General features: G+C 46.2%; 14 protein-coding genes and 1 pseudogene. 7 read left to right on the forward strand and 8 right to left on the reverse strand.

From position 1 onward, the window contains the following. Positions 1-96: 96 nt before the first annotated feature. Positions 97-333: pseudogene (locus KNP64_RS12960) on the forward strand (IS30 family transposase); the annotation flags it as partial. Between the two features lie 769 nt (positions 334-1,102). Here the strand turns inward: KNP64_RS12960 and KNP64_RS12965 are convergent. From KNP64_RS12965 to KNP64_RS15000, 4 genes are all read right to left on the reverse strand, one after another. Next, positions 1,103-2,998 carry a sensor domain-containing diguanylate cyclase gene (locus KNP64_RS12965; RefSeq protein WP_029596190.1) on the reverse strand — a complete coding sequence of 632 codons (1,896 nt, stop codon included), beginning with the start codon at positions 2,996-2,998 and terminating at the stop codon, positions 1,103-1,105. Positions 2,999-3,349: 351 nt separating this feature from the next. Then, positions 3,350-4,057: an ABC transporter permease gene (locus KNP64_RS12970; RefSeq protein WP_214793924.1), complete on the reverse strand. Its 708-nt coding sequence runs from the start codon at positions 4,055-4,057 to the stop codon at positions 3,350-3,352. After that, a complete protein-coding gene (locus tag KNP64_RS12975; protein WP_214793921.1) occupies positions 4,054-4,902 on the reverse strand; it encodes an ABC transporter ATP-binding protein in 849 nt (282 codons plus the stop codon). The genes KNP64_RS12970 and KNP64_RS12975 overlap by 4 nt, the downstream gene beginning before the upstream one ends. Positions 4,903-5,033: 131 nt before the next feature. Further along, positions 5,034-6,020, reverse strand: coding sequence for a LytTR family transcriptional regulator DNA-binding domain-containing protein (locus KNP64_RS15000; RefSeq protein WP_214793918.1), 987 nt, complete (start codon positions 6,018-6,020; stop codon positions 5,034-5,036). A 134-nt stretch (positions 6,021-6,154) separates the two neighbouring features. Between KNP64_RS15000 and KNP64_RS12985 the strand changes: the two genes are divergently transcribed. From KNP64_RS12985 to KNP64_RS12995, 3 genes are all read left to right on the forward strand, one after another. Continuing rightward, entirely contained in the window at positions 6,155-6,463 is a 309-nt protein-coding gene (locus tag KNP64_RS12985; protein WP_214793915.1) for a nucleotide pyrophosphohydrolase, read from the forward strand. 100 nt (positions 6,464-6,563) lie between these two features. Then, positions 6,564-7,223 (forward strand): DUF3841 domain-containing protein, encoded by a 660-nt coding sequence (locus KNP64_RS12990; RefSeq protein ID WP_214793912.1) that lies wholly within the window; start codon positions 6,564-6,566, stop codon positions 7,221-7,223. A gap of 19 nt (positions 7,224-7,242) precedes the next feature. After that, entirely contained in the window at positions 7,243-7,713 is a 471-nt protein-coding gene (locus tag KNP64_RS12995; RefSeq protein WP_214756800.1) for a hypothetical protein, read from the forward strand. Between the two features lie 26 nt (positions 7,714-7,739). Here KNP64_RS12995 and KNP64_RS13000 read toward each other — a convergent pair whose 3' ends face one another. Continuing rightward, a complete protein-coding gene (locus tag KNP64_RS13000; protein WP_214712058.1) occupies positions 7,740-8,012 on the reverse strand; it encodes a hypothetical protein in 273 nt (90 codons plus the stop codon). An 18-nt stretch (positions 8,013-8,030) separates the two neighbouring features. Beyond that, positions 8,031-8,258, reverse strand: coding sequence for a hypothetical protein (locus KNP64_RS13005; RefSeq protein ID WP_128123914.1), 228 nt, complete (start codon positions 8,256-8,258; stop codon positions 8,031-8,033). Between the two features lie 479 nt (positions 8,259-8,737). Between KNP64_RS13005 and KNP64_RS13010 the strand changes: the two genes are divergently transcribed. Further along, the gene (locus tag KNP64_RS13010) at positions 8,738-9,778 is read left to right on the forward strand and encodes a flavin monoamine oxidase family protein (RefSeq protein WP_214793909.1); all 1,041 of its coding nucleotides are present in this window, start codon (positions 8,738-8,740) and stop codon (positions 9,776-9,778) included. A 42-nt stretch (positions 9,779-9,820) separates the two neighbouring features. Here KNP64_RS13010 and KNP64_RS13015 read toward each other — a convergent pair whose 3' ends face one another. Together KNP64_RS13015 and KNP64_RS13020 are read right to left on the reverse strand one after the other, a co-directional pair. After that, positions 9,821-10,252 carry a MarR family winged helix-turn-helix transcriptional regulator gene (locus tag KNP64_RS13015; RefSeq protein ID WP_251126453.1) on the reverse strand — a complete coding sequence of 144 codons (432 nt, stop codon included), beginning with the start codon at positions 10,250-10,252 and terminating at the stop codon, positions 9,821-9,823. Positions 10,253-10,266: 14 nt separating this feature from the next. After that, positions 10,267-11,472 carry an MFS transporter gene (locus KNP64_RS13020; protein WP_214793904.1) on the reverse strand — a complete coding sequence of 402 codons (1,206 nt, stop codon included), beginning with the start codon at positions 11,470-11,472 and terminating at the stop codon, positions 10,267-10,269. 161 nt (positions 11,473-11,633) lie between these two features. Here KNP64_RS13020 and KNP64_RS13025 point away from each other — a divergent pair, with 161 nt between their 5' ends. Both KNP64_RS13025 and KNP64_RS13030 read left to right on the forward strand, forming a co-directional pair. After that, positions 11,634-12,089: a hypothetical protein gene (locus tag KNP64_RS13025; RefSeq protein ID WP_214793901.1), complete on the forward strand. Its 456-nt coding sequence runs from the start codon at positions 11,634-11,636 to the stop codon at positions 12,087-12,089. Between the two features lie 11 nt (positions 12,090-12,100). Next, the gene (locus KNP64_RS13030) at positions 12,101-12,562 is read left to right on the forward strand and encodes a hypothetical protein (RefSeq protein ID WP_214793898.1); all 462 of its coding nucleotides are present in this window, start codon (positions 12,101-12,103) and stop codon (positions 12,560-12,562) included. The last annotated feature ends 1 nt before the right edge of the window (position 12,563 follow it).

Here is a 12,563-nt window from a genome sequence, read left to right on the forward strand (position 1 = left end):
TTCCAAAAAAATGAGCGACCACCTTCGGGCGATTGCTCATCATCATTCACCAACATTGCGTAAGAACCACATTTGTATTGCAAAATACACATCCAGGCGTCGCTCGGCGTGCCGATGTATTTCGCCGACCCGTATTCATCGTGGCAACGGGGGAGCAACGAGAACGCCAACGGGATCCTCCGCGAGTTCTTCCCGAAAGGAACGGACTTCGCGCAGGTCGGTGACGGTGAACTCGCGGATGCGCTGGCCAAGATCAACGGGCGACCGAGAAAGTGCCTGGACTGGAAAACCGCACACGAGGCCTTCACCGAGGAAGTGTTGCGCTTAATTTGACAAACCGTCGGTCATTAAAATTATTATTATATCAGGTATGTAGTGAATTTAAATTAGATGGGGATAGAAATATAGTTAATACTGAGTGAACATGATGCATAGGAACTAGCACGCCATCGTATAATTTAACAGAACAATTCTAGAAAGAGCCTAAATCTTAATCAAAATGGGTTAGGCTCTTCATTTACGAATCAGCACTACTTAGAAAGTACTACCCAATATTCAAATTCCATTAAAGAATCTTAAAGTGAGTTTATGTGTACATGCTATTGTAAGTGAAATAGAAATAATCAATTATAATGATAATGAACAATACATGCTAGAAATAGTTAACGATAATAATCATGAAATTTAAATGAATATGTCAGTACATTACATCTTAAAAAGAGAACAGGGATACTCCTCGTATGGAGTTCTCCGAACCAAAAAAGTAAGCTTATTCTTTCTTTAAAAGTACTTAATAGTAATACATTACCGCATTCAGATGATATAGCGAAGATTGAAGATATTAGAGCATACGAAATGCGGTTTTAAAAATACTCCTATAGTTTTTACATAAGTTTATCTAATCCAAACAGTAAAGTTCATAATAGGTTTAATTTCCACTTAATTCCGTTAAAGTATACCATATAAAGATTAAGATAGAGATTTGGAAAAGCTCAGATCCATAAACTCTATGCTTTTTCAAGCGAGATATTATGGGATATATTTGTGAATTCCAATATAATTTAGTCTGTTATGTTAGATTTTCTCCACAATATCGAGATACTTACAGATGTTTAATTTCATTCTGATAAAACAATGATATGGAATCTCTGCCAATTTGTTTTGAACGATAAAGAGCTTCGTCAGCCTTACTGATTAGTTGCTCTTTTTCTACTAGATTTGCAGAAGTAGAATGGGCAATTCCGATACTAATTGTTATTGTATCTGCAACCGTTGAAGTTTTATGTTGGATTTTTAATTTATGAATGACATCATTCATATCTTTAGCTATATCAACGGCTTCTTCAACGGATTTCCCATCTAATAAAGCAAAGAATTCTTCTCCGCCATACCTTGCAAAGAATCCTCCAACCATATCCAATCTATTTTTCAATGATTGAGCGACTAATTTTAGTACCTCATCACCTTTTTGATGACCATATGTATCATTAAAAAGCTTAAAACAATCTATATCGATCATAAATACCGTAATTGGTTTCAATAAATCCTTGTTCATCTCCCAAACCTCTTCATAATTTTGGTTGAGTGACCGTCTATTCGGAACATTTGTTAGAGTATCAATGTTTGAAAGAATTTCGAGCTTCTGATTCAGTTGTTTTAGTTCATTTTGTGATCGCTCCAGTTGAGAAGTTCTTATTTGCACTTTTTCCTCAAGGGTGTTATTTAGTTCTCCTAAACGAATAGACAAGGTTTCAACTTTTTGAAAGGTAGATGCATATTTAATAGCAAGAACGATAGACTGAGCAAAGACAAAGATATATAATCCAACACTTGTAAAATCACCTGTATGAATCCATTCATTATAATAAAGGATATCATTTAAGGCTGTACCAGTAAAAATGACGGTTGAGATCAATAAAACCTTTACACCTGGAACATTTCGCTTCCACGCTTTGGTCAATTCAAAAAGTACATACAACATCATCGCTGTCATGATCAGTTGATAAAAGTTAATCGTATACGAAAAAACTTTAGCAGGTGTAAATAAGACAAATAAAGAATAAAGTAAACTTATAAAAAAGGACATTTGTAAAATGGATTTTTTTATATAGTTAAGAAACATTGCATTAAGAAACAATAAAAATACTGGAAACGCGATTGAAATCGTCCAATATTCGATTTTTCTGTGCCATTCCCAAGAGAAATTAGGGAGTAGATCGGTTAAAACTACCTCGCCGACTATCAGCGAGCGAAGAGCAATTAGTAAACAAAGAATCCCAAAATAGAGAGCAGCTCGATCTGTTCTACGTAGAATATAAATAACAAAATGGTAAAATCCGAAAATAGTTAAACCACCAATAATAAACATTTCTTTAAGCATTCGTTTCTCAGCCATACTTATTAATTCTTCTGCATTTCCGAATAAAAACTCTCCCCAAATTCCACCGTTTCGTGCAGAGTAATTGGAAACCTGTAAAACTAGATCAAATTCTGGCTTATCTAAATCAAGAGTGATGACTTGTGGATTATAGGTTGGACGTTCATCTTTTGAGCTCATACCAATTTCACCAATTTGACTCACTAATTTCCCATTGATCCATAGTTTCGATGCATTCGAAATAAGCGGTACATAAAGGCCCTTATGAGTTGATAAGCTCTCTTCATTTACTTTTATTTTAAGTGTATATGTGGCATGTCCCTCACCTGGTAATGTCTCATTGTTCATTTCAGAACCCATCCACCTATGAGGAAATGAAACAAAAGTTGAGGGATTATCCGGTACTTTTTCTGGTTTGAGGAATTTGTTCCAATATAAACCCCACTCCCCACTCATCTCTATATAATTGTGCTCTTCAAAATTTATATCACGTAAATCAAGTACCCCATTTTTTGCTGTTATCTCATTACCATGAACTGCAAAATTAACAGTTGGAGCAACTGTCAAACAAGTAAACACCATCAGAAACAATAATAAAAGGAATTTTTTAATTCTTTCCATACTTATCTCTCCACTCGTCTTTTGGTGCGATTATTCTTTAGACGTCAAAAACAAAGTATAAATATACAGTAAGTACATATATTTTAAACAAAACAAACGAAATGGACTTCATATAACAAAGAAATAAAGAAAACATGGCAAAAATAGATAGTTTTCAATTGATGAATAAATTGAAGTGTTAAGAATTCTTTTTGAACAATCTCTTTAATTATACTTATTCTACAACTATATTGAAACCTAAGTGTTTATTAATTCAAATCGGCTCATCACCATAAGGTGTGGTTGACGCATAAAATCCATCAGATTTTGAATTGAACATAGAAAAAAAGCGACGAGTAATATCGTCGCTTTTTAGTCTGTCTGTTTCCGGTTATACATCACAATACTTCCAACGAACACGACAAGTGCCCAAGCCGACAGAACCGCAAGCTCCACCCATGTAGAGCCAAGTCCTGCTCCCGCCTCGATTTGATGCGCGAGGTCGATCAAGACGATGTTCGGCAAGTACTCGAGGAGACCGATGATGGAGAAGCGGTCCTCGTATACCAACAGCATCGGTGAGAACGAGAAGAAGAAAAACGCCGGCATGACGATGAGCGAGGCTTCCATGACCGTCTTCGTCATCAATCCGAGAATCGTCCCAATCCCGATATAGAAGAATGTCGAGACGATGAGTGCGAGTGAGATGACGAGAAGGTTCGCCGGGCTGTATCCCATGATAAAGACACACGCCGCGATGAGGATGAGTGTCGTCACGAACGTGAGCGCGCTCTTTCCGAGTAAGATGTCGAGCGTGCTCGCTGGCGACAACATCAGCCCGCGGAGCGTGTTCTTCTCTTTCTCTTCGGCAATCAAGGCGCACTGGACGAACGTCGCGACGAGGCTGAACGTGATGTTGATAACGAAGTACGTCACGTCGATGCCTTCTCCGCCGAGCTGTGAATAGAAGACGGCGAAGAACAGCGGCATAATCAACGTCGACGAGACGAATAAGTTCCGCGACAAGTCTTTATAGTCTTTCTGGAAAATGGCGAGTGCCCGTTTCATTGAAAATGTCATGATAATTTCCTCCCTGTCACTTCGATAAAGATATCCCCGAGCGTCGGCTCGTTTGAATGAATGGCCGCGATATTTTGGTCGCGCATTTGTGGATGGAGCCAGTCGGCCCCGTCTTTTCCTTGTTTCAAGTCCACCGTTTCCCCGTCATGCAGTTCGACGCGCATCGAGCCGTTCGCATATTTCCGGCGCAATTGTTTTGGGGCGTCGAGCAATTGAATCTCCCCTTGATGCAAGAACGCGACGCGGTCGCACAGTTCCTCGGCCTCGTTCATGTCGTGCGTCGTCAAAAAGATGGTCGTCCCTTTTGCCTTCAACCGTTCGATGCCTTTATAGATGTGGCGCGAGTTGACCGGGTCGAGTGCGGACGTCGGTTCATCTAAAAACAACAGTTCCGGTTCATGTAACAACGCCCGGGCCAGTGTCACTCGTTGCAGCATCCCGCGTGATAAGGCGGAGATGCGTTTTTTGCGTTCCCCGGCCAAGTTCACTGTCTGGAGCACATCGTCGATTCGTGTGCGTGGCTCGTCGTATAGGTCGCAGTAGAGCTGTAGATTCTCTTCGATCGAAAGGCGCGTGTATAGGCCGCTGTTATCGGTCAACACACCGATCCGCTTCCGATACTGTTCTTGTTTCAATTCCGAGACCGGGACGCCGAACACGGTGGCGTCACCTGACGTCTGCGCGAGTTGGGACGTCAAGATTTTGATGGTCGTCGTCTTCCCGGATCCGCTCGGTCCGAGGAACCCGAACACCTCTCCTTTTTTAACAGAAAACGTCACGTCGCGTAACGCTTCTTCGTTCCCGAACAGCTTTTTCAATTGATTCACGGTGATAATATCCTGCATCGCTCGTTCCTCCTTGGTGATGTCGTATTTCCTGCTTACATCGTATCGAGAGGAAGAGTGGGGCGCATTAGAATGGCCATAAATGGCGCTTCTTGAGGACTGAGTGGAGCAAATCGGACAGTGAATGGAGCCTATTTCAGCCCGATCATTGTCTTCAATTCGGCCATTTTTGTCTTCGAGAGCGGGATGGTCGTCTTCGCCGAATCATCGAGCACGAGACTGAAACTGTTCTTCGTGTACGTGATGACTTCTCGCACGCGTTGAAGGTTGACGATGTACGACCGATGGCAGCGGAAGAAGCCGTATGGGGTCAGACGCGTCTCGAGCTCGTTCATCGTGAAGACGCTCGGGAACTGCTCGGACTGACTGTGCAATACGGATTGTCCGTCCTGGCTCTCGATGTAGTCGATTTCCGGAGGGTCGAGTAACACGATTTTCTCGTTCACTTTCGTCGGAATCTTCTCGAAGCGGACGTGCATCACCTCTGGCGTGACGTCTTCGTTCGCATCCGGTTCATCCGGTTCTACGTCGAGCAGGCGCAAGTGCCGGTGGTCGATCCGATAGACGGTCGACGTGACGAACAGGGCACTCTCCATGTTGCTCGTCAGGAGCAGGATGGCTTTTTGTTGCTGCTTCAGTTGCATCAAGACGGTCGCGAACAAGTGCCGTGTCTCTTGGTCGACGTTTTGATCCGGTTCTTCAAGCACATAGATGTCCCGATTATGTAAGAGCAGCGCCGCATATTGGACGCGCCGGACGAGCGACAGACTGAGCCGATTTAATCGTTTGTTCCGATATGGGGTGAGTTGAACGGTTTGCAGGACTGTATCCAGCGATTCCGTCGATTCGTAGAGCGTATGCGTGAAACGCAAATACTCCTCGACCGTCAACCGGTCATATAAGCCGTCACGGATGGAGAAGACCGAAAGCGTGTAATTTTGTGTATCGATGGTCCCGGAGTAGTTCGCGTGCGAGTCCGTCAATAATGCGAACAATATTTCCCGGGAAGTGACGCCGCAGTGGATGGCTGCGACTTCACCCGGATTGATGGTGAACGAGATATGTTCAAGGATGAGCGTGTCTTGTTGGCGAACAGAGACGTTGTTGAACGTAAGCACCGAATCCCTCCCTTTTTAGTGGGATTATACCATTGATTCATAGAAGACTTGAGTAACGAATTGGAATAAGGCTATGCTAAACTGGAGATAATTTGAAAATGATAAAAACGCATTCAAGGGGAGTGAACGTGGAGATGAACGAAGTACAACGACTGATGGATAAAGTGATTGAATTCCGAGACGAGCGCGATTGGGCGTTCCACCATAACCCGAAAGACTTGGCGTTATCGTTATCGCTCGAGGCGAGCGAACTATTAGAGTTGTTCCAATGGGTGTCGAGCGAAGAAGCGCTCGAGACGAAACGCGTCGAGATGAAAGAAGAACTCGCGGATGTCCTTATCTACGCGCTGACGTTCGCTCATGCGGCGGGGATCAATGTGTCGCAGGCGATTGAAGAGAAGCTCGAGAAAAATGCTGTGAAGTATCCGAGTCCGAACGCCTAAGTTGTAATCGACCGATTAACCCTGACCATTATTTTCACTACGTTTTGATGTGAAATCGGATAAAGTGGTAAAAGAACAAATGTGGAAAGGGTTAATGAATATGGGCATCTATTATACGTGTCAGCATGGAGACGCTTGGAAAGTAGCATTGGAGCGAGGGTATCTACAAGGTGATCCTCACTACGCCATGTTCAATGACGAAGGATTTGAATTTTTCAAACCGGCTTATGACTGGATGGTCGAACAATATGAGCAGCGAGTCGGGATTCCGCTGAATGGGAACTATCCGGTTTGGTGTCGGGACGAGTTTCCTGACCTAGGCACCGGAAAACGGATCGGATCGGGGAATAAAGGTGTGGTGTTGACGGTTGAATTACCGGATGATCAAGTGTTGGCTTCGGAAATTTCATTTTGGGATTTTGTTCTACACAACTCTGCTTTATTTGATACAGCCGAAGCATTCGACACCGAGGAAGAACCCACTCCAGCGTATACGCGAAAGTCTTGGGAGAGACTCTTTGACCAGAAGTGGTGCGAAAAGATGGCGGTCAATCGGTCGATAGCGGCACCTAGCTATCAATACGTGATTCATCGTATCGAGCTCCATCACGTCCGGGCCGTCATGCCGTTCCAAGACTTGAGTGACAGTTGGTTGGACCGGATTCGAGGATTTGTGTGGCGTCTCGGCTATCGACTTGGTTTGAAGAAATCGATACCGTTCCAGTGGCGAGACCAAACTGGGTTGAAAGAAATTAGTTGAACAAAAGGAGTCTGGTTCCATGACGCAGCGCGAACGGTTCAATCATTTGTATGAAAGCGGCAAGCGCTCGACCCGTCAGGCAATCATTCTGTTTGCACTGATTACAGGAATCAGTGTGACCTTGATGATGATTGGCGAACGTCGTCTCGCTGAATTCATCTGGTTCCTTCTAGTGTTTCCATCTGTCGGTCTCGTGAAAATAGGGGCTAGGACGAACACATTGCTGCGCTTCAACCAGTCCGCCGAGTATAAGCGGCTTGTGCGTCTCGAATGGTGGACAGCATTTGGACTGATTGGAGCATATGTTGTATTGATCTTGACGCTACTGCTCAATCCGGAACTAATCAGTGTGACGGTTGTCGCAACCGGTACTTATGGAATCGGAATCATTGCGTCGTCTCGGCTCGATCAAAGACTCGGCAAAGTTGACCCTGAGCACGTGACGCACAAAGTGTACGCCAGAGGAAAAGTCGGTTACTTCAACTCATAAAAGCTGGAAAAAGGGAGTAGCGCGCGCTACTCCCTTTCGTTTACCCGATCGACCAATTGTTTCGCTTCAAGCAACGACAGGTCATATGTCTCACGCAAGAATTTCACGGTCGGAATCATTCCAATCGTATCGATTTTTTCTTTAATCGACGCATGAAACTCAGCATCTTGCACGATTGGTTCTGTATGGAGTTGTTTTCGTTTCAATGCACTCATCTCTTTTGCTTGTTGCGCAATGATATTGAGCAAGAAGGCGTTCAAAATCAATGAGGCAGTCAACATGATCGTGGTCCAATCCATTTAAACACTCCTTTTGACTTATGGGCGAGTCTCCATCTTCTCTTCAATTTGATCGAGTCGTTCTACTAACACGTTGAATTGCTCTTGTTGACGAGCGGCTACTTGACGCTCAAGCTCAAGCCGTTCATCAGCACGCTGTTCATAACGGTTCATAAATTTCATGACCATCACGATGACGGTGATGGCTAGAATAATCGGCATGAATGTCACCAATAAGCCGAATAACGAGACGAATGCTATGTTCATTCTGTCTTCCTCCCCTTTATGTAATTTACGGATTCTGCTTTTTAATCGATATAAGAAACAAAAAAACGTATCCTTTCTAATTGAATACGTTTTAATACGCTATTTGGTTTCATCAATCGGAACGTATCCCGGTTTAGTGCGTTTGCGCCTGACATCCGATTCGAAGTAATACATTGGGGTGAACAATCCTGCCAAAAGATAAATTCTAAAAACGGTTTCTAGTAAAAGCGACACTTGGAGGCCATATCCGATGATAAGGATATGGGCAGGAACAAAGATCAGCATGAATGCATAAGACATTGTACTTTCCGTTTTGATAAATCGATATAATCCTCGCATTAATAAGATGTAAGGAAATAAGATGTAATAGAAGACACGCTTCACGTCGTAACGCCCTTTCCTGAGTGGTGCGCCCAAATTATGTATATTCGTCTTTTTCAGTATAATGGGAGCACCACGTATAGAGAAGGAGTATTTATATGACCAAATCAATCGCCATCATCGGGGCGGGCGTGAGCGGCTTGTATGCCGCGTCGCTCCTCACTGAAAAAGGCTATGACGTCACCGTGTTCGAGGCGCGTGACCGTATCGGGGGACGTGTGTTGAGCCATGACGGGTTCGACCTCGGCCCGACCTGGTATTGGCCAGAGACGGAGACGACAATCACGCAACTGATCGAACGACTCGGTCTCCCGACGTTCTCTCAACACACGACCGGGGATTTGATGCTCGAGCGCCAGTTCGGTGTCATCGAACGCCATACGCTCCCGCCTGGCCACACCGTCCCGTCGATGCGATTCATCGGGGGCATGGCCAGCTTGACGACGGCGCTCGCTTCGACACTACCGGCAGGGACAATTCAACTCGAGTCGACCGTCACCTCAATTCAACAGGCGGAAGACGAGATATTGGTCGAGCTCGAAGGCGGACAGACAACAGCGTTCGAACACGTCATCTTAGCCATCCCGCCACGACTCGTCTCACGCATCACCTTTCACCCGGAACTGTCTGAAACGACGAAGTCGAAGCAGGCAGACACTCCGACCTGGATGGCTGGACAGGCGAAAGTACTCGCCGTGTATGACCGCCCGTTTTGGCGAGACAGTGGTCAATCTGGTCAAGGCATGAGCTGGGCCGGGGTGTTGCAGGAGATTCATGACGCCTCACAACCGGGCGGACTGGCCGCGTTATTCGGCTTCTTTCGGTTGTCTGCTGCCGAACGCTCGGTACTCGACCGGGACGAGCTGAATCGTCGCGTCATCGATCAACTCGTGCGCCTGTTCGGGGAAGAGGCGAGACAGCCGCGAGACGTCTTATACGTCGATTGGTCGAGTGACCGGCATACGGCCACTGTTCAAGATGGGGTGCCGTTGACCGACTTCCCTGTCTATGAGCCGATCGCGTTCGACCCAGCTTGGGAAGGACGGCTTTCACTCGCTGGGACGGAGACGGACTCCTTGTTCGGCGGTCACATTGAAGGCGCGCTCCGGGCAGCGGAACGTGTCGTCGAGCAACTTTAACCAAAAATGCGTATCCTCCCGAGTCGGGACGATACGCATTTTTCATTTGAACTTTTTAATCATCAGCGCGAGCGAACGATTGATCATCGTCATCTCGTCGTCTTCGAGCACGGAGAACATCTCTTCAGCGAGCCGTTCCTCGATGGCATCGATTTGTTTCGAGTACTCCACACCGATTGGGCCGAGACGGATGAAGCTCTCGCGCAAGTTGTCCGGGTTCTTCTCTTTCTGGACGAACCGACGCTGTTCGAGCACTTTGAGCACTTGGCTGACCGCACTCTTCGAGATATTCATCTTTGTCGCAATCTCGGTCGTCGTCCATGTGTCTTGTCGTTTGAACAGGAGTAACATCTGTTCTTGCTGGTAACTGAGTTCGAATTCGTTCAACTCGGTAAAGTATTTGGTGAACAACAAGTCGAGCTCGTCGATTTGACGATACATCTCGATGACTTGCTGTTTGCGTGTGTCCTTCAATGATTGTTCTCCTTTCATCGCGTGTCACGGAACGTCTGGCTCCGTACGTATAACACGATACTGAATACTAATCCGATTATACCAAACGAGATGAGTAACGTTTGAATCGGTACAGCCAAGGCGACCAAAATCGACAGGACGGCGAATGCGATCGGCTCTAAGCCTGACGCAGCGAGCGCCATGATGCTCATGACGCGTCCGATTTTGTCGTGGTCGCTATGTTCTTGCATGAGTGTGACCGTCGGCAAATAGACGAGCATCAACATAAACCCGCTCGCGGCCGCAGCCAAGGCGAGAAGCGTGATGGACTGCGCCTGCGTATAGAGGAAGAAGGCCCCAATCGTCAAAAACAGGACGCGGAAGACGAAGCGTCCACGATGGACCGAGCGGAACAACAGGACGAGAAAACTCGCCACGAACGTCCCGACAGCAAGTCCACCTTCAATCAAACTCAAATCAAACGCGTTGCCGCCCCGTTCACCGACGAGAATCGGGATGCTCATGATGAGTGGTCCCATCACGAACAAGTTGACGATGGCAATCGACAGCGTCCCGCTCCGCAAAATCGGTGTGCTTGAGACGTAACGAATGCCTTCTTTCAAGTCGAAGATAACATCACCGAGCGACATCGCACGGGCGAGGGGAATCGAGTCACGAATCAAGCGCGGCATAATCAAGATAGCGGCGATGAAAATCAAGACGGCTGCCGTCCCGAAGCTGAGCCCGAAGCCGCCCCATGTGAGTAACGCTCCGGCGAGGAAGGGGCCGAAAACGAACATGAGCTCGAGCGTCCCTTGGAAGAGCGAGTTGGCGCGTTGTAGCTCTTCTTGTTTGACGAGCGACGGGATCAAGGAAGACAACGCCGGATAGGACATGCCGTCGAGCAGTCCGAACACGATGGAAATCATAATTAAGGCGAACACCGAATACGCGTCCGCAAGATGGAGCGTCACGACCGCGACCATGAGAAGACCTTGCCCGAGGTTCGTCAAAAACAAGAGCTGACTCTTTTGGAATCGGTCGGCGAACACACCGCCGAATATCATCATCACGACGCGCGGCAATGAGACGGCGGTCATGATAATCCCGAGGAGGGCCGGTTGCTTCAGCACATCGATTGTGAGCCACGACACGCTCAAGAAGAAAATCGAGAAGCCGAGCGTGAGCGTCATGCCGGATAACCACGTGAATACGAAGCGTGGATTTTGTAGCAAATTCATAAAGAAAACCTCAGTCTTTCTGCCTTTTAATATAGTTAAGTTAACTAAACTATATAGCGAAGTCACGGGTTCGTCAAGCGAGTTGGCTACTACAAGACAATTGTAAAAAAACGGAACTTTTTTTCTGGTGGAATCGTATAGTGGGATAAGAGGTGAAGAAGATGAATAAACATCAGCGTTTGAAGCAAATGGTTACCGCAAACCGGAAATGGCTTCTCGTACGACTCGGTTTTGCGATTCCGATTGGGGTATTGCTTTTCTTCTTTCTGCAAACTGAGACACGATCGCTCATGTACGGAAGTTTGATGGTCGTGTCGCTGTTAGCGTACGGCGTGATGATTGGGCGGGAAAGTCGATTCATGAGCAGTTTCACAGACCACATTCGAGCGAAGCGGGTCATCCACATTCAATATGTGTTCGACTATATGATGGTTGTCTTCAGCTGTTTGTTTTTCCCGTTGCTCCTGAAGCTCGAAACAATCAGTTGGGTCCCATTTTTCATCTTCTCCCTTGCAGCGTTGGCGCTAGTAATTGTCGAGCGGCTGCTTGATGAGAAAGTAAAGCGGATCGATCCTGAGCAACCGAGGCGTCGCGACGTCAAACGAGAAAGCTTTTAAGGGGGGATTCGATGACCAAACAACAACGCATCAATTTGATTTATAAAACCAATGTAAAGACGGCCGTATTTCAAAGTCTGCTCACGTTTCCGATGGTGTTTTGTCTCGTCGGAGTGATTCAGTCGAATTCATGGAACGGTTGGTACGTGGCCGGCGTACTCGTCTGTCTCTTGCTGCTGGGAGGAATCTTCTTCAAGGCGAACCGAATCGAGACCGAGTTAACCGAACGAGAGAATGCCAAAACCATCATCGCCCGTCGGAATGGATTTATCTTTGCGCTGTTCGTCGTATTCATTTTATCGTTTGCGCTGACGCTTAACCTCGGTTGGATGTATGCGTGGATAGTGGTGCTGACAATCGGTGTGTTGTATGGGGGATACCGTTTGATTCGAAAACAAGACGAGCGATTGAGTGACATCGACCCGGAGCATCCGATGCTGCGTGAGATTCGACTCGACCACGTCAGAGACTGAG

The sequence above is a fragment of the Exiguobacterium sp. s64 genome (assembly GCF_018618035.1).
Lineage (GTDB): Bacteria > Bacillota > Bacilli > Exiguobacteriales > Exiguobacteriaceae > Exiguobacterium > Exiguobacterium mexicanum_A.

Coding starts and splice junctions, on each gene's coding strand:
- KNP64_RS12975 (WP_214793921.1), bottom strand. CDS start 4,902: ATGCAGGATATTATCACCGTGAATCAATTGAAAAAGCTGTTCGGGAAC.
- KNP64_RS12990 (WP_214793912.1), top strand. CDS start 6,564: ATGGGCATCTATTATACGTGTCAGCATGGAGACGCTTGGAAAGTAGCA.
- KNP64_RS13010 (WP_214793909.1), top strand. CDS start 8,738: ATGACCAAATCAATCGCCATCATCGGGGCGGGCGTGAGCGGCTTGTAT.
- KNP64_RS13030 (WP_214793898.1), top strand. CDS start 12,101: ATGACCAAACAACAACGCATCAATTTGATTTATAAAACCAATGTAAAG.
- KNP64_RS13000 (WP_214712058.1), bottom strand. CDS start 8,012: ATGGATTGGACCACGATCATGTTGACTGCCTCATTGATTTTGAACGCC.
- KNP64_RS12970 (WP_214793924.1), bottom strand. CDS start 4,057: ATGACATTTTCAATGAAACGGGCACTCGCCATTTTCCAGAAAGACTAT.
- KNP64_RS13025 (WP_214793901.1), top strand. CDS start 11,634: ATGAATAAACATCAGCGTTTGAAGCAAATGGTTACCGCAAACCGGAAA.
- KNP64_RS12965 (WP_029596190.1), bottom strand. CDS start 2,998: ATGGAAAGAATTAAAAAATTCCTTTTATTATTGTTTCTGATGGTGTTT.
- KNP64_RS13005 (WP_128123914.1), bottom strand. CDS start 8,258: ATGAACATAGCATTCGTCTCGTTATTCGGCTTATTGGTGACATTCATG.
- KNP64_RS12985 (WP_214793915.1), top strand. CDS start 6,155: ATGAACGAAGTACAACGACTGATGGATAAAGTGATTGAATTCCGAGAC.
- KNP64_RS12995 (WP_214756800.1), top strand. CDS start 7,243: ATGACGCAGCGCGAACGGTTCAATCATTTGTATGAAAGCGGCAAGCGC.
- KNP64_RS13020 (WP_214793904.1), bottom strand. CDS start 11,472: ATGAATTTGCTACAAAATCCACGCTTCGTATTCACGTGGTTATCCGGC.